At 48.4% G+C, this 24,861-nt stretch carries 20 protein-coding genes and 1 tRNA gene; 10 read left to right on the top strand and 11 right to left on the bottom strand.

From position 1 onward, the window contains the following. Nucleotides 1–171 precede the first annotated feature (171 nt). From GBAG_RS02115 to GBAG_RS02150, 8 genes are all read right to left on the bottom strand, one after another. A complete protein-coding gene (locus GBAG_RS02115; protein ID WP_034493035.1) occupies nt 172–462 on the bottom strand; it encodes a YqjK-like family protein in 291 nt (96 codons plus the stop codon). After that, nucleotides 459–857, bottom strand: a complete 399-nt coding sequence (locus tag GBAG_RS02120; protein ID WP_034493038.1) for a phage holin family protein — start codon at nt 855–857, stop codon at nt 459–461. The genes GBAG_RS02115 and GBAG_RS02120 overlap by 4 nt, the downstream gene beginning before the upstream one ends. Before the next feature lie 2 nt (nt 858–859). After that, nucleotides 860–1,165, bottom strand: coding sequence for an ElaB/YgaM/YqjD family protein (locus GBAG_RS02125; protein ID WP_034461328.1), 306 nt, complete (start codon nt 1,163–1,165; stop codon nt 860–862). A 43-nt stretch (nt 1,166–1,208) separates the two neighbouring features. After that, nucleotides 1,209–1,577 carry a DUF1090 domain-containing protein gene (locus GBAG_RS02130; RefSeq protein ID WP_034493041.1) on the bottom strand — a complete coding sequence of 123 codons (369 nt, stop codon included), beginning with the start codon at nt 1,575–1,577 and terminating at the stop codon, nt 1,209–1,211. 169 nt (nt 1,578–1,746) lie between these two features. Beyond that, nucleotides 1,747–2,124, bottom strand: a complete 378-nt coding sequence (mzrA, locus tag GBAG_RS02135; protein ID WP_034493044.1) for an EnvZ/OmpR regulon moderator MzrA — start codon at nt 2,122–2,124, stop codon at nt 1,747–1,749. Nucleotides 2,125–2,136: 12 nt separating this feature from the next. Beyond that, nucleotides 2,137–2,799: a DedA family general envelope maintenance protein YqjA gene (yqjA, locus tag GBAG_RS02140; RefSeq protein ID WP_034493047.1), complete on the bottom strand. Its 663-nt coding sequence runs from the start codon at nt 2,797–2,799 to the stop codon at nt 2,137–2,139. Between the two features lie 335 nt (nt 2,800–3,134). Next, a complete protein-coding gene (gene exuR, locus GBAG_RS02145) occupies nt 3,135–3,911 on the bottom strand; it encodes a transcriptional regulator ExuR (RefSeq protein ID WP_034493050.1) in 777 nt (258 codons plus the stop codon). A 127-nt stretch (nt 3,912–4,038) separates the two neighbouring features. Continuing rightward, nucleotides 4,039–5,334 carry an MFS transporter gene (locus GBAG_RS02150; RefSeq protein ID WP_034493053.1) on the bottom strand — a complete coding sequence of 432 codons (1,296 nt, stop codon included), beginning with the start codon at nt 5,332–5,334 and terminating at the stop codon, nt 4,039–4,041. Between the two features lie 487 nt (nt 5,335–5,821). On the opposite strand from GBAG_RS02150, the gene uxaC reads away from it, so the two are divergent. From uxaC to GBAG_RS02165, 3 genes are all read left to right on the top strand, one after another. Then, on the top strand, nt 5,822–7,231 hold the full coding sequence (gene uxaC / locus GBAG_RS02155; RefSeq protein ID WP_034493055.1) for a glucuronate isomerase: 1,410 nt from the start codon (nt 5,822–5,824) through the stop codon (nt 7,229–7,231). Nucleotides 7,232–7,249: 18 nt separating this feature from the next. Beyond that, the gene (locus tag GBAG_RS02160; protein WP_034493057.1) at nt 7,250–8,737 is read left to right on the top strand and encodes a UxaA family hydrolase; all 1,488 of its coding nucleotides are present in this window, start codon (nt 7,250–7,252) and stop codon (nt 8,735–8,737) included. 88 nt (nt 8,738–8,825) lie between these two features. After that, complete coding sequence (locus GBAG_RS02165; RefSeq protein ID WP_034493058.1) at nt 8,826–9,371, top strand: YgjV family protein; 546 nt, start codon at nt 8,826–8,828, stop codon at nt 9,369–9,371. Nucleotides 9,372–9,404: 33 nt separating this feature from the next. On the opposite strand, the gene sstT is transcribed toward GBAG_RS02165, so the two are convergent. From sstT to GBAG_RS02180, 3 genes are all read right to left on the bottom strand, one after another. Continuing rightward, nucleotides 9,405–10,649 (bottom strand): serine/threonine transporter SstT, encoded by a 1,245-nt coding sequence (gene sstT, locus GBAG_RS02170; RefSeq protein WP_034493060.1) that lies wholly within the window; start codon nt 10,647–10,649, stop codon nt 9,405–9,407. Between the two features lie 300 nt (nt 10,650–10,949). After that, nucleotides 10,950–11,918, bottom strand: a complete 969-nt coding sequence (locus GBAG_RS02175; RefSeq protein WP_034493062.1) for a TerC family protein — start codon at nt 11,916–11,918, stop codon at nt 10,950–10,952. A gap of 243 nt (nt 11,919–12,161) precedes the next feature. Further along, complete coding sequence (locus tag GBAG_RS02180; RefSeq protein ID WP_034493064.1) at nt 12,162–13,160, bottom strand: Gfo/Idh/MocA family protein; 999 nt, start codon at nt 13,158–13,160, stop codon at nt 12,162–12,164. Nucleotides 13,161–13,409: 249 nt separating this feature from the next. On the opposite strand from GBAG_RS02180, the gene GBAG_RS02185 reads away from it, so the two are divergent. From GBAG_RS02185 to GBAG_RS02215, 7 genes are all read left to right on the top strand, one after another. After that, nucleotides 13,410–13,494, top strand: a tRNA-Leu gene (locus tag GBAG_RS02185). Nucleotides 13,495–13,680: 186 nt separating this feature from the next. Next, nucleotides 13,681–14,934: a tyrosine-type recombinase/integrase gene (locus GBAG_RS02190; RefSeq protein ID WP_034493067.1), complete on the top strand. Its 1,254-nt coding sequence runs from the start codon at nt 13,681–13,683 to the stop codon at nt 14,932–14,934. Between the two features lie 339 nt (nt 14,935–15,273). Continuing rightward, a complete protein-coding gene (gene hsdR, locus GBAG_RS02195) occupies nt 15,274–18,798 on the top strand; it encodes a type I restriction-modification system endonuclease (protein WP_034493069.1) in 3,525 nt (1,174 codons plus the stop codon). 79 nt (nt 18,799–18,877) lie between these two features. Then, nucleotides 18,878–20,446, top strand: a complete 1,569-nt coding sequence (locus GBAG_RS02200; RefSeq protein WP_034493071.1) for a class I SAM-dependent DNA methyltransferase — start codon at nt 18,878–18,880, stop codon at nt 20,444–20,446. Continuing rightward, nucleotides 20,446–21,939, top strand: a complete 1,494-nt coding sequence (locus GBAG_RS22980) for a restriction endonuclease subunit S (protein ID WP_034493073.1) — start codon at nt 20,446–20,448, stop codon at nt 21,937–21,939. Before GBAG_RS02200 ends, GBAG_RS22980 begins: the two co-directional genes overlap by 1 nt. Continuing rightward, nucleotides 21,939–23,642, top strand: a complete 1,704-nt coding sequence (locus tag GBAG_RS02210; protein WP_034493075.1) for an AAA family ATPase — start codon at nt 21,939–21,941, stop codon at nt 23,640–23,642. The genes GBAG_RS22980 and GBAG_RS02210 overlap by 1 nt, the downstream gene beginning before the upstream one ends. Further along, nucleotides 23,642–24,802: a hypothetical protein gene (locus tag GBAG_RS02215; RefSeq protein ID WP_034493078.1), complete on the top strand. Its 1,161-nt coding sequence runs from the start codon at nt 23,642–23,644 to the stop codon at nt 24,800–24,802. The genes GBAG_RS02210 and GBAG_RS02215 overlap by 1 nt, the downstream gene beginning before the upstream one ends. The last annotated feature ends 59 nt before the right edge of the window (nt 24,803–24,861 follow it).

The following is a 24,861-nucleotide window of genomic DNA, read 5'->3' on the forward strand; positions in this document are numbered from 1 at the left end:
GCTATCAGCCCAGGGATGTTTGTCTTTGCAATTTCCGGTAGTTACCGGTGACTGCGTTTGATGTGGGGAATAATAAGCGGGGCGTTAAGGGATTGTTAGCAAGGAATTCTGTCGATGTTCTTCAATATTACTGATTAATAAAAACGCCGCCTGAAAAGGCGGCGTTTTAGATTAATGCGTTTGCTGCTGGATAGTGTTGCGAACCAGGCGCCATGCGCTCCAGGCACCAAATCCGCGTCTGGCCCAGCGCATAAAGAAGCTGGGATGCTTCACTGTCCAGATAGCCATCACGCTGCTGGCAATCAACGCATAACTGCGCAGGCTCATAAATGTGAGCCAGCCCCGGTCATACGAGCCTGTCGCTTCAAGCCAGTCGCGTTTACCCGCACTTAAATCCAGCCGCTGTTGTTGAATTTGGCTGAGTAAAAATGCTTTGCGTCTATTCAGCTTGCGGTCACTCATGGCTTGTCATCTTCCAGCAATGCGCGGTCGTTTTCTAGCTCGCGTCGGGTATGGCGTAGGAGCGTGGACTGGCGCGATTTATGGAGCGTCCAGATCCCGCCAATAAAGGCTAATGCCAGCAATACGACGGTTGTCGCAATCATGGCATTCAGACGATATTGCGGTTCGACCGCCCAGAAAACCAACACCACCAGACTCATTAAGCCAAATGCGGCAAATAGCATGGTTAACCCAAGCATTAGCAGCAACTGGACGAGATGCGCTTTCTCCTCTTCCAGTTCGACAACGGCAAGTCGCACGCGCGTCTCCACCATCCCAACGATGATGGTGACGAGGCGCTGACCGATTCCGAGGACGCCTTTTCCCGGCCCTTGAGGTTGATGGGATTCAGGCATAATTAACGGCGTGTCAGTAGGACACCGAGCACGACGCCAATCGCCGCCCCAATGCCAACGCCAGTCCATGGATTTTCACGAACGTAATCGTCAGCTTTTGCCGCAGCTTCTCGGGTTTGTTTGGCAATCACATCACCAGTATCACCCAGGCGCACACGGCTTTCTTTCAGGGCTTTTTCCGCTTTGCCACGCAATTTTTCGAGTTCGGACTTCGACTTATCCGTTGAGGCACTTAGCACCTCTTCAAGGGTATCTGCCAGGGATTTCAACTCAGCGCGCAAATGTTCTGAAGTAGTATCTTTAGACATAGTTCTCTCCTGGTTTTTTATTAAGTCTTCTCAGTTGGAATGCTTAGTAATCACGGGCCTGCAAGGTCTTCAGCTCATGTTCAGCTTCGGCCAGTTTTTGCTCCCGCTTTGAAATTTTATCCGCGTCGCCTTTCGCGCGCGCTTCGTTCAGGTCGGCTTTACGCTCGGTGATTTCGGCTTTTTGTTCGGTGATTTTTTTCTGATGCGCTGCACGTAAACTGCTGTCTGTGCAATTGGCGCGGACTTCTTTCAACGCTTTATTAAGCCCATCAACACGACTCTGGTTCTGGTGTTTCTCCGCATAGCCAATTTCTCGCTGGATATCTTGTTCTTTTTCACTGCACAGCGAGCTAGCTTGCGCGGCAGATGTCAGAGATAACAAGGCGATAGCCAATACGGTACGAGTGTTCATGATAAAAAACCTTCCATTGTGAATGTACGTTTAGCCGCAAGGTAAAGCACACAAAGATCCAGAAATCAGACGAAAATGATGATTTGTAGCGATTTAAGTCAAAACAAGCATAGTCAGAAACTGAGTAAAAACCCAATTCCTGTTAACAAATTAGGATTTCAGGAAAGGGCTAACCAATGCGGATGTTTTCATTCAGGACGCGAGTAAGCCAGGCACTGGCGCTGTCAGCTTCTTCTTGTTGAGCGATGACATAGCCATGCGGCAGTGTCTTGTACAACACGGCTTTGGCGGCTTCACTTTGCGCGCTTGAATCAAATTTGATCAATAAAGAATTGTTTTCAGGGGTAATGCTTTTAAAGCGAATACCGTTGGCATCCAGGTGATGCCAGACAAAAAAGCCATCAGGCATGCTGATACCCTGCTGGCTTGAGCGTATTTCAAGTGTAGATTCAGAGCGTTGCATGCCAGACCAGATAAGCAAGGCACCCAGCGCAATGGCACTGACTAACATCGTGGCCCGAAAGCCACGAAAAAAGCGTGTATTCATCGTCATCCCTCTCTAACTGCGGTTACCGTATTTTTTACGCCAGAGCACAATCAACGAACCGAACAGGCCAATGACCAGTAACACCACTGGCAACAGCATCAGGCAGGACATCAATGCATCTTCATATTTCAGGAATACCGGCGTCTTTCCGAGCAGATATCCCAGCGTGGTGAGGATCAGTACCCATAACAGGCCACTCATCCAGTTAAAAAACTGGAAGCGCGCATTATTCAGACCCGATAAACCCGCAATAGTCGGTAACAGGGTGCGAACAAATGCAATGAAACGACCAATCAGTAATGCGGACAGGCCATGTTTATGGAACAGGTTGTGTGCACGCTGGTGATAGTGAGCGGGGAGGTGCGAAAGCCAGTTTTGTACGATTCGCGTATTCCCAAGCCAGCGCCCTTGAATATAACTGAGCCAGCAACCGAGACTCGCTGCGGTTGTTAACAGTAAAACAGTTTCCGGAAAACCCATTGCTCCTTTGGCAATCAGCACGCCAACCAGGACCAGTAAGCTATCACCAGGCAGGAAAGCTGCCGGTAACAGGCCGTTTTCAAGGAATAAAATCATGAATAAAACGAAGTAAAGCATGCCAATCATTCCTGGATTGGCGAGCGTTTCAAAATCCTGGCTCCACAGAGCATTCAGTAGTTGCGTCAAAAGTTCCATTCAGTGTTCCTGGCACATCGGTTAAGACCGCTGATCAAAGTCAGCCTGGCTGAACTCGGCTTTTTTGTTGTGTTTCTTGTGTAGTTGCCGATATGCATTCCATTATTAATCGCCTGCTCGTGGCACCACTCCGTGTGAATACGACCAGACTGGTGAAAGGCAAAGCTTACACCGACAATGAAATTGCATCTAATTGTAACAAAGCTCGGGCTCATGCGTCACAGTATTTGTGCTTTGTTGAGGATTGATTTTGATGACTCGCAGAGGGGCTGGCGAGGGTATTTACAAACGCTGACACTATTGGTTGGTTTGCTTACCCTCGCGCGGGAAAATGACTATTTTTGACCGTTTGCTGCAGTATCGAGATGAATGACAGGATTATCTGCAAATAAATAACGGTCAGCATTGAATTCGAAATCGTCGCTGGTTGCGTCAAACAGCATCTGTTTGGTGTTTTCAAGATGCTGCCACATTGCCAGTTTAGCGGCATGAGGGTCTTTACGAATCAGCGCTTTAAGAATTTGGTCATGATCGTCACACCAGTTATCTGCGGTGCGCTTATCAATGTGCTCGTGAAGTTTTTTCCAGTACGGGTTATGAATTCGCTGGCTCCACATTTTCTCAACGATAGCGGCCAGGGCGCTATTTTGCGACGCTAAAGCCACTTGTGTGTGGAAATGAAGGTCCCACTCTGAATCCTGGAAATTGTGCTCATTACGCGCCATTTCCTGAATTTCCATGAGCTTCACGATATCTTGTTTCGTGACCTGGGTGGCGGCAAATTCTGCAATATTGCTTTCGATTAACTGACGCGCTTGCAGCAACTCAAAAGGCCCAAAACTTGCGAATTCAAACTGTTCATCAGGAAGGTTGGTGTATTTAGCCTGGTTTGACATCACGTGAATGCCAGAGCCTTTGCGGACTTCGACGTAACCTTCCACTTCCAGCATGATAATCGCTTCACGAACCACAGTGCGGCTCACGTTCTTCTCTTCAGCAATAAAACGCTCTGCCGGGAGTTTTTCCCCAACGAGATAAACACCGTTTTCGATGCGTTGTTTAAGTTCAGCGGCCAATTGCTGATAAAGACGACGTGGTTCCATAACTTCCATCTGTAGCTCCGGGAAAAGTCCTGCGGGTAACCCTATTTGTTATACCACTTTTCAAAGTTAGGCTCTACATTGCGCAGACAGAAAAGCCGCCAGAGCGGCGGCTTTTGTATATAAATTGCGAGTCCGATTACGCTAACGCTTGTTTCGGCTTCTGCGAGTCGTTCAACTCGCTGATGGGTTTGTTTTGCAGCACGGTCCAGATAACGATAGCACCGAGGATATCGAACACGGCCAGCGCGGCAAACAGTGGGCTGAAGCCAAGGGTATCAGCCAGTGCGCCAACAACTAGTGCAAACAGGGTGCTCGCAGTCCAGGCCGCCATGCCGGTCAGACCGTTTGCGGTTGCCACTTCGTTACGACCAAACACGTCAGAAGACAGAGTGATCAGTGCGCCAGACAGTGACTGGTGAGCAAAGCCACCCACGCACAGCAGGGCGATTGCAACGTACGGGCTGGTGAACAGGCCGATAGTCCCTGGAGCAATCATCAGAATCGCACCCATGGTCACAACCAGTTTACGAGACACAATCAGGTTTACGCCGAACACACGCTGGAACAGCGGTGGCAGGTAGCCGCCTACGATACAACCCAGGTCAGCAAACAGCATTGGCATCCAGGCAAACATCGCAATGTGTTTCAGGTCGAAGCCGTAAGCTTTAAACATGAACAATGGGATCCAGGCGTTGAAAGTCCCCCACGCTGGTTCTGCCAGGAAACGTGGCAGGGCGATACCCCAGAACTGACGGTTCTGCAGGATTTTCCATGCGCTCATTTTTTTGCTGTTGTTGGTCTGGTGATGAGCTTCCTGACCGCCAATGATGTATTCACGTTCTTCTTCGGAAAGACGTTTCTGGTCGCGTGGGTGTTTATAGAAAATCAACCAGCACATTGCCCATGCAAAGCTCAGGACACCAGAGATGATGAATGCCATCTGCCAGCTGTGCATCACAATCGCCCAGACCACTAATGGAGGAGCAATCATACCGCCGATAGAGGAACCCACGTTGAAGTAACCTACGGCGATAGAACGCTCTTTAGCCGGGAACCATTCGCTACTGGCTTTCAGGCCCGCAGGAATCATCGCTGCTTCAGCAGCACCGACCGCGCCACGAGCGATAGCCAGACCGCCCCAGCTCCCTGCTAGTGCAGTTGCACCGCAGAAGATTGCCCATGCGACAGCAAAGAAAGCGTAACCGACTTTTGTACCCAACACGTCAAGCGCATAACCCGCAACAGGCTGCATAATGGTGTAGCAAGCAGAGTAAGCAGCGATAATGTAGGAATATTGCTGAGTAGAGATATGCAGCTCTTGCATCAATGTTGGTGCAGCAGCAGCAATAGTATTACGTGTCAGATAACCCAGTATGGTACCCATAGTTACCAGAGCTATCATGTACCAGCGCAAGCCTTTAATCTTTCCCATTTGGAATCTCATCCCGTCTATAAACAACCACATATCATGTGGTCGTACGTCCGGCACTGCTGCCAGAGCGTTTGTTCGTTAGAGGGTTCATATCCGGGGGTATCACCCGGTACGACCCGTACCTTGCCATGTAAAAAACTGCCAGTGGCAATTCCGGTTTCCGTACCGTGATGCGCTGTTATTGATATCAGCGTCTGAAGTAAATCCATTACATGTGTATTGCGACGGCAGGAAAGATAACTTGTCATACAGCTTCAAAAGTTGAGTGATATCACAAAAGTGTCGATCAGCTCACTCTTAGGGGGTAGGGGCTTTCGGGCCAGAACTGGCGCGGGATAAGGGTTCTTTTTAAACACTATATTAACAATAAAAGTATGGTTTTTGTGACGTGCACCTCAAAAATCCACTCGGCCTCAAGAAATTGGTGTGATAACTTTATTTGCATTATGCGCAAGCATCGAACTGCTATGAACAGAGGAACCCTACAATGGCCCAGTTTATGACTGAAGATTTTCTCCTTGATACCGAATTCGCTCGCCGTTTGTACCATGAGTTTGCAGCCGATCAGCCAATCTTTGACTATCACTGCCACTTGCCACCACAGCAGGTTGCTGAAGATTATCGTTTTAAAAACCTGTATGACATCTGGTTAAAAGGCGATCACTACAAGTGGCGCGGCATGCGTGCAAACGGTGTGGAAGAGCGTCTGTGTACTGGCGATGCGTCTGACCGTGAGAAATTCGATGCCTGGGCTGCGACTGTTCCGCACACTATCGGTAACCCGCTCTACCATTGGACTCACCTCGAACTGCGTCGTCCTTTCGGCATCACTGGCAAACTGCTTTCCCCAACTACTGCCGATGAAATCTGGAACGAATGTAACGAGTTGCTGACTCAGGACAGCTTCTCTGCGCGTGGCATCATGAAGCAGATGAACGTGAAAATGGTCGGTACAACGGATGATCCAATCGACGACCTGCGTTTCCATCGCCAAATCGCGCTCGACGCGTTTGAAACCAAAGTGCTGCCAAGCTGGCGCCCGGACAAAGCGTTCAACATCGAGCAAGGCACTTTCGTTGAATACATGGGCAAACTGGCTGAAGTTTCTGATACCGACATCCGTCGTTTCAGCGACCTGCAAACTGCACTGAGCAAGCGTCTGGACCACTTCGCAGCACACGGCTGTAAAGTATCCGACCACGCATTAGACGTTGTTTTGTTTGCAGAAGCAGACGAAGCGACTCTGGATGGTATCCTGGCGCGTCGTCTTTCCGGTGCGACTCCAACTGACCACGAAACTGCACAGTTCAAAACTGCGGTTCTGGTTTGGCTGGCGGCTGAATACACCCGTCGCGGCTGGGTTCAGCAGTACCACATCGGTGCGCTGCGTAACAACAACCTGCGTCAGTTCAAACTGCTGGGGCCTGATGTGGGCTTTGACTCCATCAACGACCGTCCAATGGCTGAAGAACTATCTCGCCTGCTCAGCAAGCAAAATGAAAACAACGAACTGCCAAAAACAATTCTGTATTGCCTGAACCCACGCGATAACGAAGTGTTGGGCACCATGATTGGCAACTTCCAGGGCGAAGGTATGCCTGGAAAAATGCAGTTTGGTTCCGGTTGGTGGTTCAACGACCAGAAAGATGGCATGGAGCGTCAAATGACGCAGCTCGCGCAACTGGGTCTGTTAAGCCGCTTTGTGGGCATGCTGACTGACAGCCGTAGCTTCCTGTCATACACCCGCCACGAATACTTCCGTCGCATTCTGTGCCAGATGATTGGCCGTTGGGTGGAAGCGGGCGAAGCGCCAGCAGACATCAAACTGCTGGGCAGCATGGTAGAAAACATCTGCTTTAACAACGCCCGAGACTACTTTGGCATTGAACTGAACTAATCAGGCTTTGAGGTTGATATGCAATACATCAAGATCCATACGCAAGATAACGTCGCTGTTGCGTTAGTGGACCTGGCCGAAAGTGAAGTCGTTACCGTAGAAGGTGCAGAGGTAACTCTGCGCCAGCCGGTGCTTCGCGGCCATAAATTTGCGCTGGTTACCATTGCGCAAGGTGAGAACGTTGTTAAATACGGTTTACCGATTGGCCATGCTTTGGCGAAGATCGAAGCCGGGGAGCACATTCACTCACACAACGCGCGTACTAATCTGAACGATTTGGATGAGTATAGCTATCAACCTGATTTCCAGTCTCTTGCAAGCCAGGCGGCAGACCGCGAAGTGAGCGTTTACCGCCGTGAAAACGGCAATGTGGGTGTGCGTAACGAGTTGTGGATCCTGCCGACCGTAGGCTGTGTTAACGGTATCGCGCGTCAGATCCAGAACCGTTTCCTGAAACAGAACAACGATGCCGAAGATATCGACGGTGTGTTCCTGTTCAGTCATCCGTTTGGTTGTTCACAGCTGGGTGAAGATCACATTAACACCCGCACCATGCTGCAAAACATGGTGCATCACCCGAATGCGGGTGCGGTGCTGGTGATTGGCCTGGGTTGTGAAAACAACCAGGTGAGCGCCTTCCGTGAAACGCTGGGTGAGTTCGATGAGTCCCGCGTGAAGTTTATGGTTTGCCAGCAGCAGGATGACGAAGTTGAAGCCGGGCTTGAGCAACTGCAAGCCCTGTACGAAGTCATGCGTAACGACAAGCGTGAACCAGGCAAAATCAGCGAGCTGAAGTTCGGCCTGGAATGCGGCGGTTCAGACGGTTTGTCCGGCATTACGGCGAACCCAATGCTTGGCCGTTTCTCCGACTACATGGTGGCTAATGGCGGCACGACTGTGCTGACAGAAGTCCCGGAAATGTTTGGCGCTGAACGCATTCTGATGAGCCACTGTCGCGATGAAGCGACGTTTGAAAAAACCGTCACCATGGTGAACGATTTCAAACAATACTTCATCGAACACAACCAGCCGATCTACGAGAATCCATCACCAGGGAACAAAGCTGGCGGTATCACGACGCTCGAAGAAAAATCCCTCGGCTGTACGCAAAAAGCCGGTGAGAGCGAAGTGGTTGATGTCCTGCGTTATGGCGAGCGCCTGAAAACGCCTGGCCTGAACTTGTTAAGTGCACCTGGTAACGATGCAGTTGCCACCAGTGCATTGGCTGGCGCAGGTTGCCACATGGTGCTGTTCAGTACCGGGCGCGGTACACCGTACGGCGGTTTTGTGCCAACGGTTAAAATCGCAACCAACAGTGAACTGGCCACTAAAAAGCCACACTGGATCGATTTTGATGCAGGCAAACTGTTGCATGGCAGTGACATGAACACCTTGCTGACTGAGTTTATCGACACCATTGTTGATATCGCTAACGGCAAGAAAACCTGTAACGAACGTAATGATTTCCGCGAGTTGGCTATCTTTAAGAGCGGCGTCACGTTGTAAAGCGTTAAGCAGGTGCTAACATGAAACGGCATTTTGATATTTGGAATGCCGTTTTTTTTCGCCTCATGTTTACTCACAAGGATTTGTCATGACCGCGTATTGGGTTGCCCAGGGCGTCGGGGTTCTCGCCTTTGTGGTTGGTATTACCACGTTCGTTAACCGTGATGAACGGCGCTTCAAGTTACAGTTGGCGGGTTACAGCGCCATTATCGGTATTCATTTCTTCTTGATGGGCGCAAGCCCGGCGGGCATGAGCGCGGAACTTAACGCAATCCGAACCGTAATTTCCCTGCGCACTCGTAGTCTGTGGGTGATGGGGATTTTTATCGCGCTGACGCTTGGGTTGGGACTATCTAAATTTAACCACGCCATGGAATTGCTGCCGATATTCGGCACCGTCGCCAGTACCTGGGCATTATTCCGTTGCAAAGGGCTGACCACTCGCTGCGTGATGTGGTGCTCTACCGCTTGCTGGGTAACGCATAACTTCTGGCTTGGCTCGATTGGCGGAACGTTAATCGAAGGGAGTTTTCTGGTGATGAACGGCCTGAATATTATTCGTTTCTGGCGTATGCAGAGGCGAGGAATTGATCCGTTTAAAGTCGAAAAAGAAGTGCAGCAACAAGAGGGATAACTCCCTGCCTCGCAAGACAGGGAGCTTTAAGCATTAACCGCGTAACGGATTATTGTCCGCCAGGCGTGCATCTTCAGCCTGGCAAGCCGCTGCGGTAAACAGCACGTCGGTGGAGGAGTTCAGTGCGGTTTCGCAAGAGTCCTGCAACACGCCGATGATAAAGCCGACGGCAACCACCTGCATGGCAATCTCATTCGGAATACCGAACATGCCGCATGCCAGTGGGATCAGCAGTAAAGAACCCCCCGCCACACCAGACGCTCCGCAAGCACACAATGAAGCCACAACGCTCAGCAGAAGTGCGGTTGGTAAATCCACCGGCACGCCCAGAGTATTCACCGCCGCCAGAGTCAGAACGGTAATGGTGATTGCTGCGCCCGCCATGTTGATGGTTGCGCCTAACGGGATGGATACAGAATAGGTATCACGGTCCAGATTCAGCTTCTCGCACAGCGCCATGTTCACGGGAATGTTGGCCGCAGAACTACGTGTGAAGAAGGCGGTTACGCCACTCTCACGCAGGCAAGCGAACACCAGTGGGTACGGGTTGCGCCGAATTTTGATGAACACCAGTAGTGGGTTGATGATCAGCGCCACGCCGAACATACAGCCAACCAGCACCAGCAGCAGTTGCGCATAGCTCCACAGCGTTTCGAAGCCTGTCGTTGCAAGTGTTGATGCCACCAGGCCGAAGATACCGATTGGGGCAAAGCGAATCACCACTCTCACGATGAACGTCACCGCATCGGAAACATCGTTAATCAGGTTTTTGGTGCTTTCATTGCCGTGACGTAGCGCGAAGCCCAAACCTACAGCCCACACCAGAATCCCGATGTAGTTGGCTTTCAGCAGAGCATCAATTGGGTTGGAAACCATGCTCAACAACAGGCCGCGCAGAACCTCAACAATGCCTGACGGTGGCGTGATATCTGTCGCGCCAGTCACCAGATGCAAGGTAGAAGGGAACACGAAACTCACGACCACGGCGGTTAGCGCGGCGGTGAATGTTCCCAGAAGATAGAGCACCAGAATCGGACGGATGCTAGTTTTCTGGCCGTGCTTATGGTTGGCGATTGACGCCATCACCAGCATCAGAACCAGCACCGGTGCGACAGCCTTCAGTGCGCCGACGAACAGTGTTCCGAGCAAGCCGACAGCAATAGCCGCAGGTTTTGAAATTGCCGCCAGTGCGATACCCAGCACCAGACCGACGAGAATCTGTTTTACCAGACTGCCTTGTGCCAGGCGTTTAAGAATACCCGGAGATTGTGTAGCCATGAATAACCTTCCTGTGTTGTATGTCGTCCCATCCTGTGTCGGTACTCTGAGGTACTTTTCTGACCGGATGTAAAGAAATGTGTTTGCCTGGTCGAGTATAAGGAAATGTCGCGGGGTAGTAAGTAGTAATCACTGATTATTTCGACGCAGGCTAGGTTTTATAACTAATAATTAACAAATTCGTGACATTAGCAACATTTCTCACAGCGGATGCTATAAAAAGAAAAACCCTGCCACCAGGGCAGGGTCATGAAGCTTTTCGTAGGTCGGATAAGCGATAGCGTCATCCGACAAAAAATATTATTTCGCCAGTCTTTTCTGATCGTTACGGTAGTTCACAATAGCGTTAATAATTAACGTCAACGCCAGAATACCGCCCACCACGCCAAGCGAAATCGCGATTGGGATGTGGTAGAAATCGACAATCATCATCTTCACGCCGATGAACACCAGGATAATCGACAGGCCGTACTTAAGCATGGAGAAGCGTTCAGCCACGCCAGCCAATAAGAAGTACATCGCACGCAAGCCGAGGATGGCAAACAAGTTCGACGTCAGCACAATGAACGGGTCGGTCGTTACCGCGAAGATTGCCGGAATACTATCGACCGCGAAAATCACGTCGCTCAGTTCAACCAGAATCAGCACCAGCAGCAATGGCGTTGCGAACAAAATACCGTTCTTACGAATAAAGAAGTGCTCGCCTTCAATTTTATCCGTCATACGCAGGTGGCTGCGAATCCAACGCACCAGCGGTTTATCGCCAATGCCGCCTTCATCTTCTTTCGCCAGCGCCATTTTGATACCGGTGAACAGCAAGAACGCGCCGAACACATACAGCAGCCATTCGAACTGGGAAATCAACCAGCTGCCCGCGAAGATCATAATGGTACGCAGTACAATCGCGCCCAGCACGCCGTAGACCAGCACGCGGCGCTGCAATGCAGCAGGAACAGCGAAGTAGCTGAACAGCATCAGCCAGACGAAGACGTTATCCACCGCCAGCGCTTTTTCAATCAGATAACCGGTGAGGAAGGCGAGGGCTTGTGTGTCTGCCACTTCGCGGCCAGATGTCCCGGTGAGATACCACCAGAATGCTGCGTTAAACAGCAGCGAAAGCGAAACCCAGACCAGGGACCAGACGGCCGCCTGCTTCATGGACATGGTGTGCGAGCCTTTACGTCCCTGAAGAAGGAGGTCGATAGCCAGCATGATGACGACCACGACGGCAAAACCGCCCCACAGTAATGGAGTGCCGACACTATTCATAAAATTATTCCTATAAAAACAAAAACGGCCAACGTCGGAAGACGCCAGCCGCTAATGCTTGCAACAGGGATCTCGCCTTCCGGCAAGGTCTCACTTACAACGTTTTGAACGTTGCTCGGTAACCGGGTGCTTTCACACCGTAATGACGATTAACCGACAATGAAGTTACTCCCCTTTGCGGGTAACAAAATATTACGAATGCTACAATCCGTCAACATGCTGCTACCCCGCTTTTACACACCTTTACGCCGGTAGCTGTACAGAGACGTCATCTGCCGGGAATTTCACGCCGGTTTGTGCGCGGATCTCGGTACTCAATGCCGCAGTAGAACGCGATGTCACCAGACCTGGATGATTCACTTCGTTGTCATTGACCAGACGAGCAAAGACTTCGGCTTCATAAAGCATAGTATTAATATGCTGTGGCAGCGTCAGATCCTGCGGTTTGCCGCCGCGTGGAATAAAGGTAATGCGCTGGCATTCAGAGATTTTCTCAATCACCAGCGAACCGCCTTCGCCCTGAATTTCGCTTGAGATAGTTGAGTCGCTCACTTTCGAGTGCAGCAGATTCACATCAAAATCGCCGTAATTCATCTGCACCGAACCGTGCGCATCGACACCGCTTTCCAGCAGGCTTGCGGTTGCGTGAACCGAATACGGTTCGCCCCACAGCGCAACCGCCGAGGCCAGCGTATAAAACCCGATATCCATAATCGAGCCGTTGGAAAACGCCGGATTAAAGGTGTTTGGGTTCTCGCCATCGAGATAACGCTGATAGCGCGAGGAATACTGGCAATAGTTGAGCAGCACTTTGCGGATCTTGCCCACTTTCGGCAATGCTTGTTGCAGCGCAATAAAGTTCGGCAGGCTGGCCGTTTTAAACGCTTCGAACAAAACCACCTGGTTTTCACGCGCGCAGGCAATCGCTGCTTCCACTTCACGCAAATTAGATGCCAGGGGCTTCTCGCAAATCACATGCTTTTTATGACTGAGAAACAACAACGTTTGCGGGGAGTGCAGAGAATTTGGGCTGGCGATGTACACCGCATCAATGGCATCACTCTTCGCCATCGCATTCAGATCGGTAAAGAGATGTTCTACCGGATAGTCGCTGGCAAAACTTTGCGCCTGTTCCAGCGAGCGGGAGTAGACCGCGGTGAGTTTATATTTGCCACTTTCGTGGGCAGCATCGACGAACTGACGGGTGATCCAGTTAGTTCCAATAACAGCGAGGCGTATCATAAACGGGTGCTATCTCCGAAGGCGGGGTGTGTTTGAAAGACTATCACGATGTATGGGGAAAACCAGTGGTGAGCACCGCAGATTTTGTTGGCTTTTGGTGCCGTGATTTGGCTTCCGCACAGGCTTAAGGGTACAACCAACTGATGATGCGCTGGTTTTTTCAGCACTTAGCACGTAATCGGTAGAATGGTGCTTGCAAGGTGGTCTGTGACAGGTATAATCCCCAACGTTTTCCGCATACCTCTTCGTGCCGAAGTGGCGAAATCGGTAGACGCAGTTGATTCAAAATCAACCGTTGAAAGACGTGCCGGTTCGAGTCCGGCCTTCGGCACCATCGGAACATCAATAGACGTCAACGGACGTCTTTTTTTGTGCCTGAAATCCAGTATTTACCCATCATTCCCGCTATATTAACTCTCTCAAGGTCAACCGACTTCAACGTACATCTACCAACAGATGTTGGTACAGATGATGGTATTTCCGGTTCGATAATGCTTGTACCAACAGGGAGGGGATAAGCATGGCTCTAACAGATATCAAAGTCAGAACAGCCAAGCCAACAGATAAGCAATATAAGCTGACCGATGGCAACGGTATGCACCTTCTTGTTCATCCAAATGGCTCTAAGTACTGGCGTTTGCAGTACCGATTTAGCGGAAAGCAAAAGATGCTGGCTCTGGGTGTTTACCCTGATGTGTCACTCGCTGATGCAAGGGCTCGCCGTGATGAAGCTCGTAAGCTTTTGGCAAACAGCATTGATCCGGGAGATAAAAAGAAAAATGATAAAGTTGAGCAGGAAGAAGCACGTACTTTCGAACAACTTGCTATTGAGTGGCATGCCACAAATAAAAAGTGGTCGGAAGAACATAGTCGTCGGGTGCTGAAAAGCCTAGAGGACAATCTCTTTCCCGCCATTGGTAAGCGGAATATTATTGATCTCAAAACTCGAGACCTGCTGGCCCCAATCAAAGCGGTAGAGTTGTCGGGGCGACTTGAGGTGGCTTCCCGTCTACAGCAGCGTACTACCGCAATTATGCGCTATGCGGTACAGAGTGGTTTGCTTGATTATAACCCGGCACAGGAGATGGCCGGTGCCGTTGCTTCAAGTAACAGGCAGCATAGGCCTGCGTTAGAGTTGAGACGTACTCCCGAACTGCTTCAGCGCATTGATAGCTATACCGGCAGGCCTTTGACTCGTCTTGCCGTTGAGCTAACTCTTCTTGTCTTCATCCGCTCCAGCGAATTGCGTTTTGCTCGTTGGTCTGAGATCGATTTTGAAACATCAATGTGGACCATACCCGCAGAGCGCGAGGCTATTGAAGGGATAAAGCACTCCCAGCGCGGCTCAAAAATGCGTACACCTCATTTGGTGCCGTTATCTCGTCAGGCGTTAGCAATCCTTAAACAGGTACACAAACTTAGTGGCGATCGCGATTTTGTTTTCATTGGCGATCACGACCATCGCAAACCGATGAGTGAAAACACGGTGAACAAATCTTTGCGAGTGATGGGATATGACACACAGGTTGAAGTCTGCGGTCACGGTTTCAGGACAATGGCGTGTAGTTCGTTGATTGAGTCAGGGTTGTGGTCGAGAGATGCAGTGGAACGGCAGATGAGCCATATGGAGCGTAACTCTGTGCGAGCGGCTTACATTCACAAAGCTGAGCATCTTGATGAGCGCAAACTGATGCTGCAATGGTGGGCTGATTTTCTGGATGCGAATAGGGATAAGGCGGTGAGTCCGTTTGACTTTGCCAAGCTTGGGCGGTGATTAGCCGCGGTTTCTCCCACAACATGCGGAGTGGGGACTTTGCATAAGTTAAAGCAGTCTATCCAAAGGAGACCAACAGTGCCAGCAGTGATGCTGGTGCTGCTAGTTAATAACGCTGCTTATTTTTTGTCTATTTTGCAATATGCGTTATGTCTCTCGAGAGTAACCCTGTGTTAAATATCGATAGGGCCAGTCTGCCGCAATGAAGAATCGAAAGAAGGTATTGATTTAAGTGGGGGAGTGTTTACTTACCTTTTCTGACCGGTTTTTTTCGATACAATGCTACCAAGTATTTAACTAATTCTAAGCACAGGCGCTTTATAATCGAGAGGCGATTGAATGGATGCTTTAAGGGCTACAACATCGACAAATTTCAGTTTTCTCGCTGAACATGACCCGCTGTTTCTACAAATCGCCGCTGCTGCAGAAAATGCCTTCTCAGGCGATCCCAACACCACCTTGATTAAATTGCGCCAACTAGGTGAAGCCTTAGCACAACATATTGCTGCGCTGGTCGGGCTCACGTTTGATGAACCGCCCACTCAGGCTGATTTACTCTACCGCCTCAATCGCGAGCTAAAATTTGAACCAACGGTACGCGAGCTATTTCATCTATTGCGGATAGAGGGCAACAAGGCCACTCACCAGTTCAAAACCAAGCACAAAGAGGCGCTGGATGGCTTAAAAGTGGCGCGAGCGCTAGCTATCTGGTTCCACCAATCTTTCGGCAAGCAGGGCGCGGCCTTTAAACCCGGCGCTTTTATTGCTCCCCCAGACCCGAGCAATCAGCTCAGGCAACTCCAAACGGAAATCGATCGCCTCAAAAGTGAGCTCACTACCGCCAACATACAGCTAGATTCCAGCCAACAGCTGCAAAATTTGCTGGTGCAGGAAAAGAGTGAATATGAAACGCTGGCGCTAGCCATGGATGATGAAACTAAGGTGTTAGCATCGCAGGCGAAAGAGCAGGAAATTGCACTCGAACAGCTTCGACAGCAATACGAAGAAAATTTAAAAATCCTGCAAGCGCAGCTGACCGAAAAAGATGAAAAGCAGGCCCGAACACAACGGCAAGAGTTTGCCCAGAAGAGCCGCCGTGCCAGCCAACATATCGCGTTAAATGAAGAACTCACTCGTATACTGATTGACCAAAACTTAAATGATGCGGGCTGGCTTGCTGACAGTCAGGAACTGACCTGGGCTAACGGAACTCGCCCTGAAAAGGGGATAAACAAAGCCATTGCCGAATGGCCTACGGAGCATCAGGGTAAAAAAGGTCGCGCTGATTACGTTCTGTTTTGCGGCTTAACTCCGCTGGCCACGGTCGAAGCCAAAAAAGAAAATACCGATGTTGCGGGAAAAATTCCGCAGGCAGAACGCTACAGCAAAGGCTTCAAAATCACTTCCCCCATGATCGGCGCATGGGAGCGGGAAGGCCGAACCATTGCATGGGCGGATGAAACTGACGGGCATTACATTATCCCGTTTGTATACTCCTGCAACGGTCGCCCCTACGTGCCACAGTTGGCCGAGTCATCAGGAACTTGGTTCAGGGACGTGCGCGAACCGTCCAACATCCGCCGTGCGCTGCAAAAGTTTCATACCCCGCAAGGCTTGCTGGATAAACTCGAACGCAGCAAAGACAGCGCCGAACAGAAGCTAAAGCAAGAAGGCTTCGCTTACCTCCGGTTACGCGATTATCAGCAAAAGGCCATTCTCGCCGTTGAAAGCACATTGGCGCAAAACATCCGCAATGCCCTGCTGGCGATGGCGACCGGCACCGGGAAAACACGCACCATTGTTGGCCTGATGTACCGTTTTCTGAAAACTGAACGCTTCAAGCGCATCCTGTTTCTGGTTGACCGCACGGCTTTGGGCGACCAAGCCACGGACACCTTCAAAGAAGCGCCGCTGGAGCAAAACCAGACGCTGTCTCAGATTTACAATATCGCTGAGCTCGGCGATATGGCTACACAGGCAGAAACCCGAGTACAGGTCGCGACGGTACAGGCCATGGTTAGCCGCATTTTTTCCTCGGACACACCACCGCCGGTGGATGAATTTGACTGCATCATCGTTGATGAAGCCCACCGAGGCTACACCTTAGATCAGGAAATGACGGAAGGGGAGCTCTCGACCCGCGACGCCAGCCAATACATCTCCAGCTACCGTCGAGTGCTCGATTATTTCGACGCGGTAAAAATCGGCCTTACCGCCACACCGGCGAAACACACCAGCGATATCTTCGGCAAACCGATTTACATCTACTCCTACCGTGAAGCCGTGGCGGATGATTGGCTCATCGATCATGAACCCCCGATCCGTTATGAAACGCTGCTGACGCAAAATGGCATCCACTTTGACAAAGGGAGCCAGGTGCATGCCATTAATATCCACACCGGAGAGGTTGAGATTGACCAGCTAGAAGACGAGGTGGATTTCAACGTCGATGCATTTAACCGTGGCGTCATCAGTGAAAACTTTAACCGGGTTATTTGCCAACAGCTCGTGAAAGAGCTCGACCCCTTTGGCGAAGAGAAAACACTGGTTTTCTGCGTCACGGACAAACATGCCGACATGGTCAAACGCCTGCTGGATGAAGCGTTCTCTGCCGAATATGAAAACTATAATCAAGCGGCCGTCGAGAAAATCACCGGTGAAAGTGACAAAGTCAAACAGCTGATCAAACAGTATAAAAATGAGCGCTACCCGAATATTGCCGTCACCGTTGATTTGCTCAGCACCGGCATTGACGTGCCGAAGATTTGTAATCTGGTTTTCATGCGTAGGGTGAAGTCACGTATTTTATTTGAACAAATGATCGGTCGCGCAACGCGCCGCTGTGATGATATTGGCAAAACGGTCTTCCGTATTTACGATCCGGTGGATATTTATGAGGCCCTCAGCGACGTCAACACCATGAAACCGCTGGTCAAAGACCCCAATATCACGCTTGAACAATTGGTCAGCGAGCTAACAGATACTGAACAGCTTGAAAAAGCGCTTAATAGTCCCGGCGAACAGGCCGGGGAAACTCAAGCTGATGTGGTACTCAGCCAGTTAAGCCAAAAGGTGATGCGTATTTTGCGTAAAGCGGAAAAACGCGCAGAAAGTCGTCCGGCGGTGAAACAAAAGTTGGCTGACCTTCACCAGATTTGGGGTGTAGAACCTAAACAACTGCATCAACACCTGCATCATTTAGGGCCGCGTCAGGCGGCTGCCTTCATCCAACAACAGCAAGGGTTAATCAGTCAGCTCAACGAGATAGCTACATTACTCGGCAGTGAATACCGGCCGATTATTTCTGAGCATCATGACCAACTAGAGGAACGTAACCAGAGCTACGGTAGCCATCAACGGCCAGAAGATTACTTGGAAAGCTTTGCGGATTTTATTCAGCAGCAGCTTAACCAATCCACTGCGCTGGCCGTGGTTGTCAACAAACCCCGCGACCTCACTCGTGAACAGCTTAAAGAGATCCGCTTATTATTAGACGGTGCGGGCTATTCCGAAGCTAAACTACAAACCGCCGTGCGTAATCAAACCAATCAGGATATCGCCGCCAGTATTGTCGGCCATATTCGCCGTGCTGCACTAGGGGAACCGCTTATGCCTTTTGCGCAGCGCGTATCACAGGCAATGATCAACATTTATAACAGCCACGCATGGACAACCCAGCAACGAAAATGGCTGGATCGTTTGGCAAAACAGCTGGTTCATGAAGTGATCATTGACCACCAATTTATTAACAGTAGTTTTGCTGATGACGGCGGCGTAAAACAGCTTAATAAGATATTGGTAGACCAACTGGACAGCGTGCTGGATGAACTTAACAGTGCGATCTGGCCACAACAAAGCGCCTGATTCTGGTAAAATTCGCTGGCGAAACTCGCCTTTTTAATCGCGCTTGCGGCATGTTCCGTGAGTGAATGCAGGAAAAATAATGAGTAATAATAACGATATCGTACAAAAACTTTGGAACCTGTGTGACGTACTGCGTGACGACGGCATCAACTATAGCGATTACGTCACCGAACTAGTGCTACTGCTGTTTATCAAAATGGTGCATGAAAATACCGAAGCAGAATTATTAGATCAGCACACCTTACCGCAGGGCTGCCGCTGGGGCGATCTCAACAGTTTATCGGGCCTCAACCTGCTCAACCATTACAAACAAATGCTGTTGAAGCTCTCCAGCGGCAAAGACGCTGAAGGTAATTCGGTTCATGCCGATCCGCTGATTAGCGCCATTTATGCCGATGCGCAAACTCGCCTGCGTGAGCCTCGTCATCTCGAACAGATGATCCGCACTCTCGACCAGATTGACTGGTTCAGTGCCAAAAAAGACGGACTTGGCGATCTTTATGAAGGTCTGCTGGAGAAAAACGCCGGAGAAACAAAATCTGGCGCAGGACAATATTTTACGCCGCGAGCCTTAATTAACAGCATGGTACGCTGTATCAAGCCACAGCCCGGAGAAGTGATCCAAGATCCAGCTGCGGGCACCGCAGGCTTTTTGATTGCCGCCGATCAATACATTAAGCAACAAACCGACAACCTCTACGACCTGACGGCCAAAGCGAGAACCTTTCAAAAAAATAAAGCCTTTGTTGGTGTGGAACTGGTTCCGTCTACGCGCCGCCTGGCATTGATGAACTGCTTGCTGCACGGCATGGAAGGGGATGACGAAGGCGTCGTGCATCAGGGCAACGCGCTGGGTATGGCGGGCGCTAGCTTGCCCAAGGCTGATATCATTCTTGCTAACCCGCCGTTCGGTACGGCGAAAGGCGGTGAAGCCAGCATTACTCGTGATGACTTAACCTACCCAACCAGTAACAAACAGCTAGCTTTTTTACAGCACATCTACCGTAACTTAAAACCGGGTGGACGTGCAGCCGTGGTGCTACCCGACAACGTCCTGTTTGAAGCGGGCGTTGGCACCGATGTACGCCGCGACCTTATGAACAAATGCAACCTGCACACCATTTTACGTTTACCCACCGGGATTTTTTACGCCCAAGGGGTGAAAACCAACGTTTTGTTCTTCACCAAAGGCAGCGCCAACGATAATCATCAGGATGTAAATTGTACCGAAAATGTCTGGGTTTATGATCTGCGTAGTAACATGCCAAGCTTTGGCAAACGCACCCCGTTTGGTGAGCAACATTTAAAACCCTTTGAAGCGGTTTACGGTGACGATGCCAACGGTCAAAGCCAGCGCAGTGAAGGGGAATGGAGCTTTAACTCCGACGAACTCGACGCGCCCGATAACACCGAAAATCAGCACGTTGACGACCGCATGGCGACCAGCCGCTGGCGCACATTCAGCCGCGAATGGATCCGCGATGTTAAAAGTGATTCATTAGATATTGCATGGCTGAAAGATAACAACAACGTTGATGCGACTAACCTGCCTGAACCTAGCGTATTAGCGATTGAAGCAAAAGAAGAATTAACCACTGCTTTAGCAGAATTGGATGCTTTATTGACTGTATTAGGAGCAACTCGCTGATGGGTGAGATTATTCTACCTGAAGGGTGGTCCAATTGTACTCTTGCAGATATTGCTGAAGTTAACCCTAAAAAAATAGAGGCTGAACAAGACCTAAATGCAGGCTTTGTTCCTATGTCCCATGCCCCAACAAATTATAATGGGAAATTAGAGTTTGAAGAAAAAACGTGGGGTGAGATTGGTAAGTCTTACACTAACTTTAAAAATGATGATGTGATTTTTGCAAAAGTAACACCCTGTTTTGAAAATGGCAAAGCAGCAATTGTAAAAGACATGCCAAATAATATCGGTGCAGGCAGCTCTGAATTTTATGTTCTACGCGCTCGTAATCAAGAGATACCAGCCAGTTATTTACTTGGGATTATTAAGACCAGAAAATTTATGCAGGAAGGTGCAGGAAATATGACAGGTGCTGTTGGTCTGCGCCGTGTTCCAAGGGCTTTCGTTGAAAGTTTTCCTTTGATACTTCCCCCTCTTGCAGAACAAAAAGTAATCGCCGATAAACTCGATGCTCTGTTAGCACAGGTCGATAGCGCCAAAGCACGTCTTGAGCAAATACCACAAATCCTAAAGCGTTTTCGTCAGGCGGTATTGGCGGCAGCTGTGAGTGGAAAATTAACTGAAACATGGCGAACAAGAAATCCTAATAAAACAACACAAAATTTATTAAAAAATCATATTCCTTTACCAAGGCCAGCACGCTGGAAAACACGTTCTACTTCCTTAATACAGGGTGTGCATGCAACAGCTGTAGGTAATCCCAAAGAATCACCTGTAGCAGAGTGGGAGTGGGTTCCCTTGGTTGATGTTGCCCGCATGGAGTCCGGCCACACTCCTAGTCGTAACAAACCAGAATATTGGGGGGGGGAAGTTTGCTGGATTGGAATCCGAGACGCTAACAGAAATCACTCGTCAACTATATTAGATACTGAGCAGAAAACTAATGAACTTGGTCTTGCAAACTCTGCAAGTAGGTTGTTACCAAAAGGGACCGTTTGTATAAGCAGAACAGCATCTGTCGGTTATGTCGTCAAAATGGGGAAACCCATGGCAACCAGTCAGGATTTCGTAAACTGGGTTCCCTCCGATGTGATTGATGCTGATTGGTTAAAATGGCTTTTTGTCTCAGAAAGAGAGTCATTATTTAGATTTGGTAAGGGGTCAACACATACAACTATCTATTTTCCTGAATGGCTTTCGTTACACATTTTATTGCCACATCTATTGGAACAACAAGAAATAGTCCGCCGAGTAGAACAACTTTTCGCCTACGCCGACACCATCGAAAAGCAGGTACAAAATGCCCTTGAGCGCGTCAACAACCTCACACATTCGATCTTAGCTAAAGCATTTCGTGGAGAACTTACGGCACAGTGGCGGGCAGAAAATCCCGAATTAATCAGCGGTGAAAATAGCGCACAATCATTGCTGGTGAAAATTCAACAGCAGCGTACAAGTATAAAAACTATCAAGCACAGAAAAGGTAACACTTAATGAGACTGATATCTTTAAACTTGAGTGGCGGCTACAAAGGCTTGAAAGATCAGTTCTTTGATTTTAGTTATGCCCAAGATAATATATTTGCATTGATTGGTCTCAATGGTTCTGGTAAATCGCAATTACTTGAGTTAATCGGAGAAACTTTTGCTTATCTAGAGCGATGGCAACGTGTAGAGTTCAAAACTAAAACATCGTTAGGTTTTAGTGTGACGGTACACTATCAATGGGATCTTAAAAATGATAGTGATGCTCTATCTTACCCAGACGAACTCATTATCCATGGTGATAGTATTGAGTTAAAGGTAACTATTGAGCTTGACGGTGATGTGGTTATAAATGTTCGCGCTGCTGATGAGTGGCATGTATTAGAGCTTGGTGAGCGTCAGTTTCCCATCCCTCTCGTAGTTGGTTATGCTTCGGGGCTAAACGAAAATTTACAGCGAAGTTTTATGAAAAATGCTGTTCAATATTTTGAAGTTCGCCGAATTAGTAGCCAGCGTCACAAAACTCTATCGCGAGAAATTAGTGATGATCAATTGGCTGAAATTAATAAAAATTATCTAGAAAAATATCCATATATATTTAGCCCTTTATCAGAAGGTGATTTTGTTCCGAATTATCATCTGGATTTGAGAGAAGTGAATCCAGCCTCTAGTAATTTTAACTACCTTGATTACGATAATGTTGGGCTCTTAATTTTATCGCTATCGATTCTTCCGACAGAGACAGTATTTCAACTGTTGGATGAAATAACATATAAACATCCCGTAAAAGCCGTACTTCATTATGACTTTCGTTCTGGCATCATAGAAGATGATGCCATTCGTGATGTGAAAATGTTGATCCGTATAGCAGGCTCCGATCAAGTAAGGCCAACAGGAGGCCGAACTACAGATAACCAGTTTGAGCTTTATGAGTTAGAGTATCTGTCTGGAGAAATCACTCTCGAATTAAGCGATGAGGCTGTTTTAAACCGACTTCGTGAAGATAACTACCATAATTCTTTTGCATTGTTTAAAAGACTTAATAATATTCAACAGCTTGGTATAAAAAACTGGGCTCGTACATCTCGTTTGAAGTTGATGATAGATGATTTTATAGGTACGGTAAAAAAACCGCTCCAGTCAAGATTACCTTTATCTGTTGTTGAGTTATTAATGGCTAATGAAAAGGGTGATACCGTAAAGTTTGATGATTTATCTGACGGTGAAGCTCAATTGATTCAGGTTATCGCGGCCACAAGGATATTCAGCCAGGTTCAAGCACTATTTCTTTTTGATGAGCCAGAAACACACCTTAATCCATCTTGGCGGACTTATTTTCACCAGCGTTTAACCAACGCATTTACACCTGAAAACGAGAGAAAAGGTCAATCGCAGTTCTTTTTATCTACTCACTCACCATTCATGATTTCCTCGCTTAAACGCGAGAATGTATTTTTCTTCGAGCGTAATGATATGGGTTGTATCAGTATGGAACCGGTCTCCAGCCAGACTTATGGTACCTCATTTGATATCTTGGTTAAGAACCACTATGGTTTACGTTCCCTTATTTCACAAACAGTGGTAGAGGATGTTAAACATAGATTACCAGAGGGTAATGATCCTGAAGCTATTATAGCTGCGCGACGCTGGATTGAGGAAAACTTGGGAGAGTCAATGGAAAAGGCTTATCTGTTAAGGAAATTAGAGAGCTAATGTTATTCTCACTCAACCTACAGACTCCACAATGCTCTGTATTTGCGTTGCTTAACGCTGAGTTTCTTCACTTTCTGGACTCCAGTGTTAATACAGATGTTTTCTCAGAGGCATTGTTTCGAACTTTTCCTGAAATGATAGAAGATGTAGAAGTAGAAGTTCCTAGCGTATGTTGGAATAATAAACCCACAAGAGAGAAATTTCATAGCTTATGGGAAGCACTGCCTACAACTATTGCTGAACGTCAGAGGTTGTCGGATCAAATAAGTCAGGCTCAGGATGTTATTGTATTCTTTAACAATACACAAACAGTGTTGCCAGAATTAGAGCCAGCTTCTTTGTTCGAAGCATGTAAGGCATTAACAACTCATCTGTTTACGCGTACCAAAGACTTGGTTCAAGCAAAGTCACAATCAAATAACTCTATTGAAATACACTACCAGAGTTTTGTTAGAGGAAATAATAATAGTCATCTTTGCCCTATTTGTGGCACGGCACTTCTTTCTCAAAATAGGGTAAGTGTAGCGGATGAAGATCAGTGGCGTTCAGATTATGACCATGTGCTTTGCAAAGACAAGTATCCAGTTTACAGTGTCCATCCAGGCAATTTTATTCCTACCTGCCACATCTGTAATAGCAAGGCAAAAGGGGCTAAGGATGTACTGAGAGCTCAAAGCGGCCAACGGAGAACAGCATTTTATCCACTTCCACCAGCACAAGAGTCATGTGAACCATATATATCAGTGACACCCCAGCTAAGTAGTCGTGGCGATTTAGTTACAGACTCTTGGGAAACGCCTTTAACATCAGTTTCAATTTCATATGTAAATGCTCCGGCAGAAGTATTGAACAAGATAGAAGTTTGGAAAGAGATCTATCAAGTACCTGAAAGAGTTGAGCAACATCTTAAGGCTAATTTTTTCACACGCATAGCATCTGATCTTCAGCCAACAAATTTTGATGACTTCTGTCAACAATTACAAAGACATACAAGAAATACTCCACCAGATTATAAGCAGTCAGAATGGAGATTTTGGTGGCAGAAAGTTTATGAATTCTTAGGAAACCAAAATCAACTCTATTTGCATGATGTATGGTTAATGGTTGAGTGGAAACAAAGACAATCAAATGATGCTGATATGGCACATGAATTTAGTTAATAAATGCTATTGGACTTATGCGCATTATCCTTGAGTTAATTGGATGGTTATATTAATCT

The organism is Buttiauxella agrestis ATCC 33320 (genome assembly GCF_000735355.1).
GTDB classification, from domain to species: domain Bacteria; phylum Pseudomonadota; class Gammaproteobacteria; order Enterobacterales; family Enterobacteriaceae; genus Buttiauxella; species Buttiauxella agrestis.

What these genes read in the sequence shown, in the direction of transcription:
- GBAG_RS02115 (WP_034493035.1), bottom strand. Translation starts at nt 462, where the DNA reads ATGAGTGACCGCAAGCTGAATAGACGCAAAGCATTTTTACTCAGCCAA.
- GBAG_RS02120 (WP_034493038.1), bottom strand. Translation starts at nt 857, where the DNA reads ATGCCTGAATCCCATCAACCTCAAGGGCCGGGAAAAGGCGTCCTCGGA.
- GBAG_RS02125 (WP_034461328.1), bottom strand. Translation starts at nt 1,165, where the DNA reads ATGTCTAAAGATACTACTTCAGAACATTTGCGCGCTGAGTTGAAATCC.
- GBAG_RS02130 (WP_034493041.1), bottom strand. Translation starts at nt 1,577, where the DNA reads ATGAACACTCGTACCGTATTGGCTATCGCCTTGTTATCTCTGACATCT.
- mzrA (WP_034493044.1), bottom strand. Translation starts at nt 2,124, where the DNA reads ATGAATACACGCTTTTTTCGTGGCTTTCGGGCCACGATGTTAGTCAGT.
- yqjA (WP_034493047.1), bottom strand. Translation starts at nt 2,799, where the DNA reads ATGGAACTTTTGACGCAACTACTGAATGCTCTGTGGAGCCAGGATTTT.
- exuR (WP_034493050.1), bottom strand. Translation starts at nt 3,911, where the DNA reads ATGGAAGTTATGGAACCACGTCGTCTTTATCAGCAATTGGCCGCTGAA.
- GBAG_RS02150 (WP_034493053.1), bottom strand. Translation starts at nt 5,334, where the DNA reads ATGGGAAAGATTAAAGGCTTGCGCTGGTACATGATAGCTCTGGTAACT.
- uxaC (WP_034493055.1), top strand. Translation starts at nt 5,822, where the DNA reads ATGGCCCAGTTTATGACTGAAGATTTTCTCCTTGATACCGAATTCGCT.
- GBAG_RS02160 (WP_034493057.1), top strand. Translation starts at nt 7,250, where the DNA reads ATGCAATACATCAAGATCCATACGCAAGATAACGTCGCTGTTGCGTTA.
- GBAG_RS02165 (WP_034493058.1), top strand. Translation starts at nt 8,826, where the DNA reads ATGACCGCGTATTGGGTTGCCCAGGGCGTCGGGGTTCTCGCCTTTGTG.
- sstT (WP_034493060.1), bottom strand. Translation starts at nt 10,649, where the DNA reads ATGGCTACACAATCTCCGGGTATTCTTAAACGCCTGGCACAAGGCAGT.
- GBAG_RS02175 (WP_034493062.1), bottom strand. Translation starts at nt 11,918, where the DNA reads ATGAATAGTGTCGGCACTCCATTACTGTGGGGCGGTTTTGCCGTCGTG.
- GBAG_RS02180 (WP_034493064.1), bottom strand. Translation starts at nt 13,160, where the DNA reads ATGATACGCCTCGCTGTTATTGGAACTAACTGGATCACCCGTCAGTTC.
- GBAG_RS02190 (WP_034493067.1), top strand. Translation starts at nt 13,681, where the DNA reads ATGGCTCTAACAGATATCAAAGTCAGAACAGCCAAGCCAACAGATAAG.
- hsdR (WP_034493069.1), top strand. Translation starts at nt 15,274, where the DNA reads ATGGATGCTTTAAGGGCTACAACATCGACAAATTTCAGTTTTCTCGCT.
- GBAG_RS02200 (WP_034493071.1), top strand. Translation starts at nt 18,878, where the DNA reads ATGAGTAATAATAACGATATCGTACAAAAACTTTGGAACCTGTGTGAC.
- GBAG_RS22980 (WP_034493073.1), top strand. Translation starts at nt 20,446, where the DNA reads ATGGGTGAGATTATTCTACCTGAAGGGTGGTCCAATTGTACTCTTGCA.
- GBAG_RS02210 (WP_034493075.1), top strand. Translation starts at nt 21,939, where the DNA reads ATGAGACTGATATCTTTAAACTTGAGTGGCGGCTACAAAGGCTTGAAA.
- GBAG_RS02215 (WP_034493078.1), top strand. Translation starts at nt 23,642, where the DNA reads ATGTTATTCTCACTCAACCTACAGACTCCACAATGCTCTGTATTTGCG.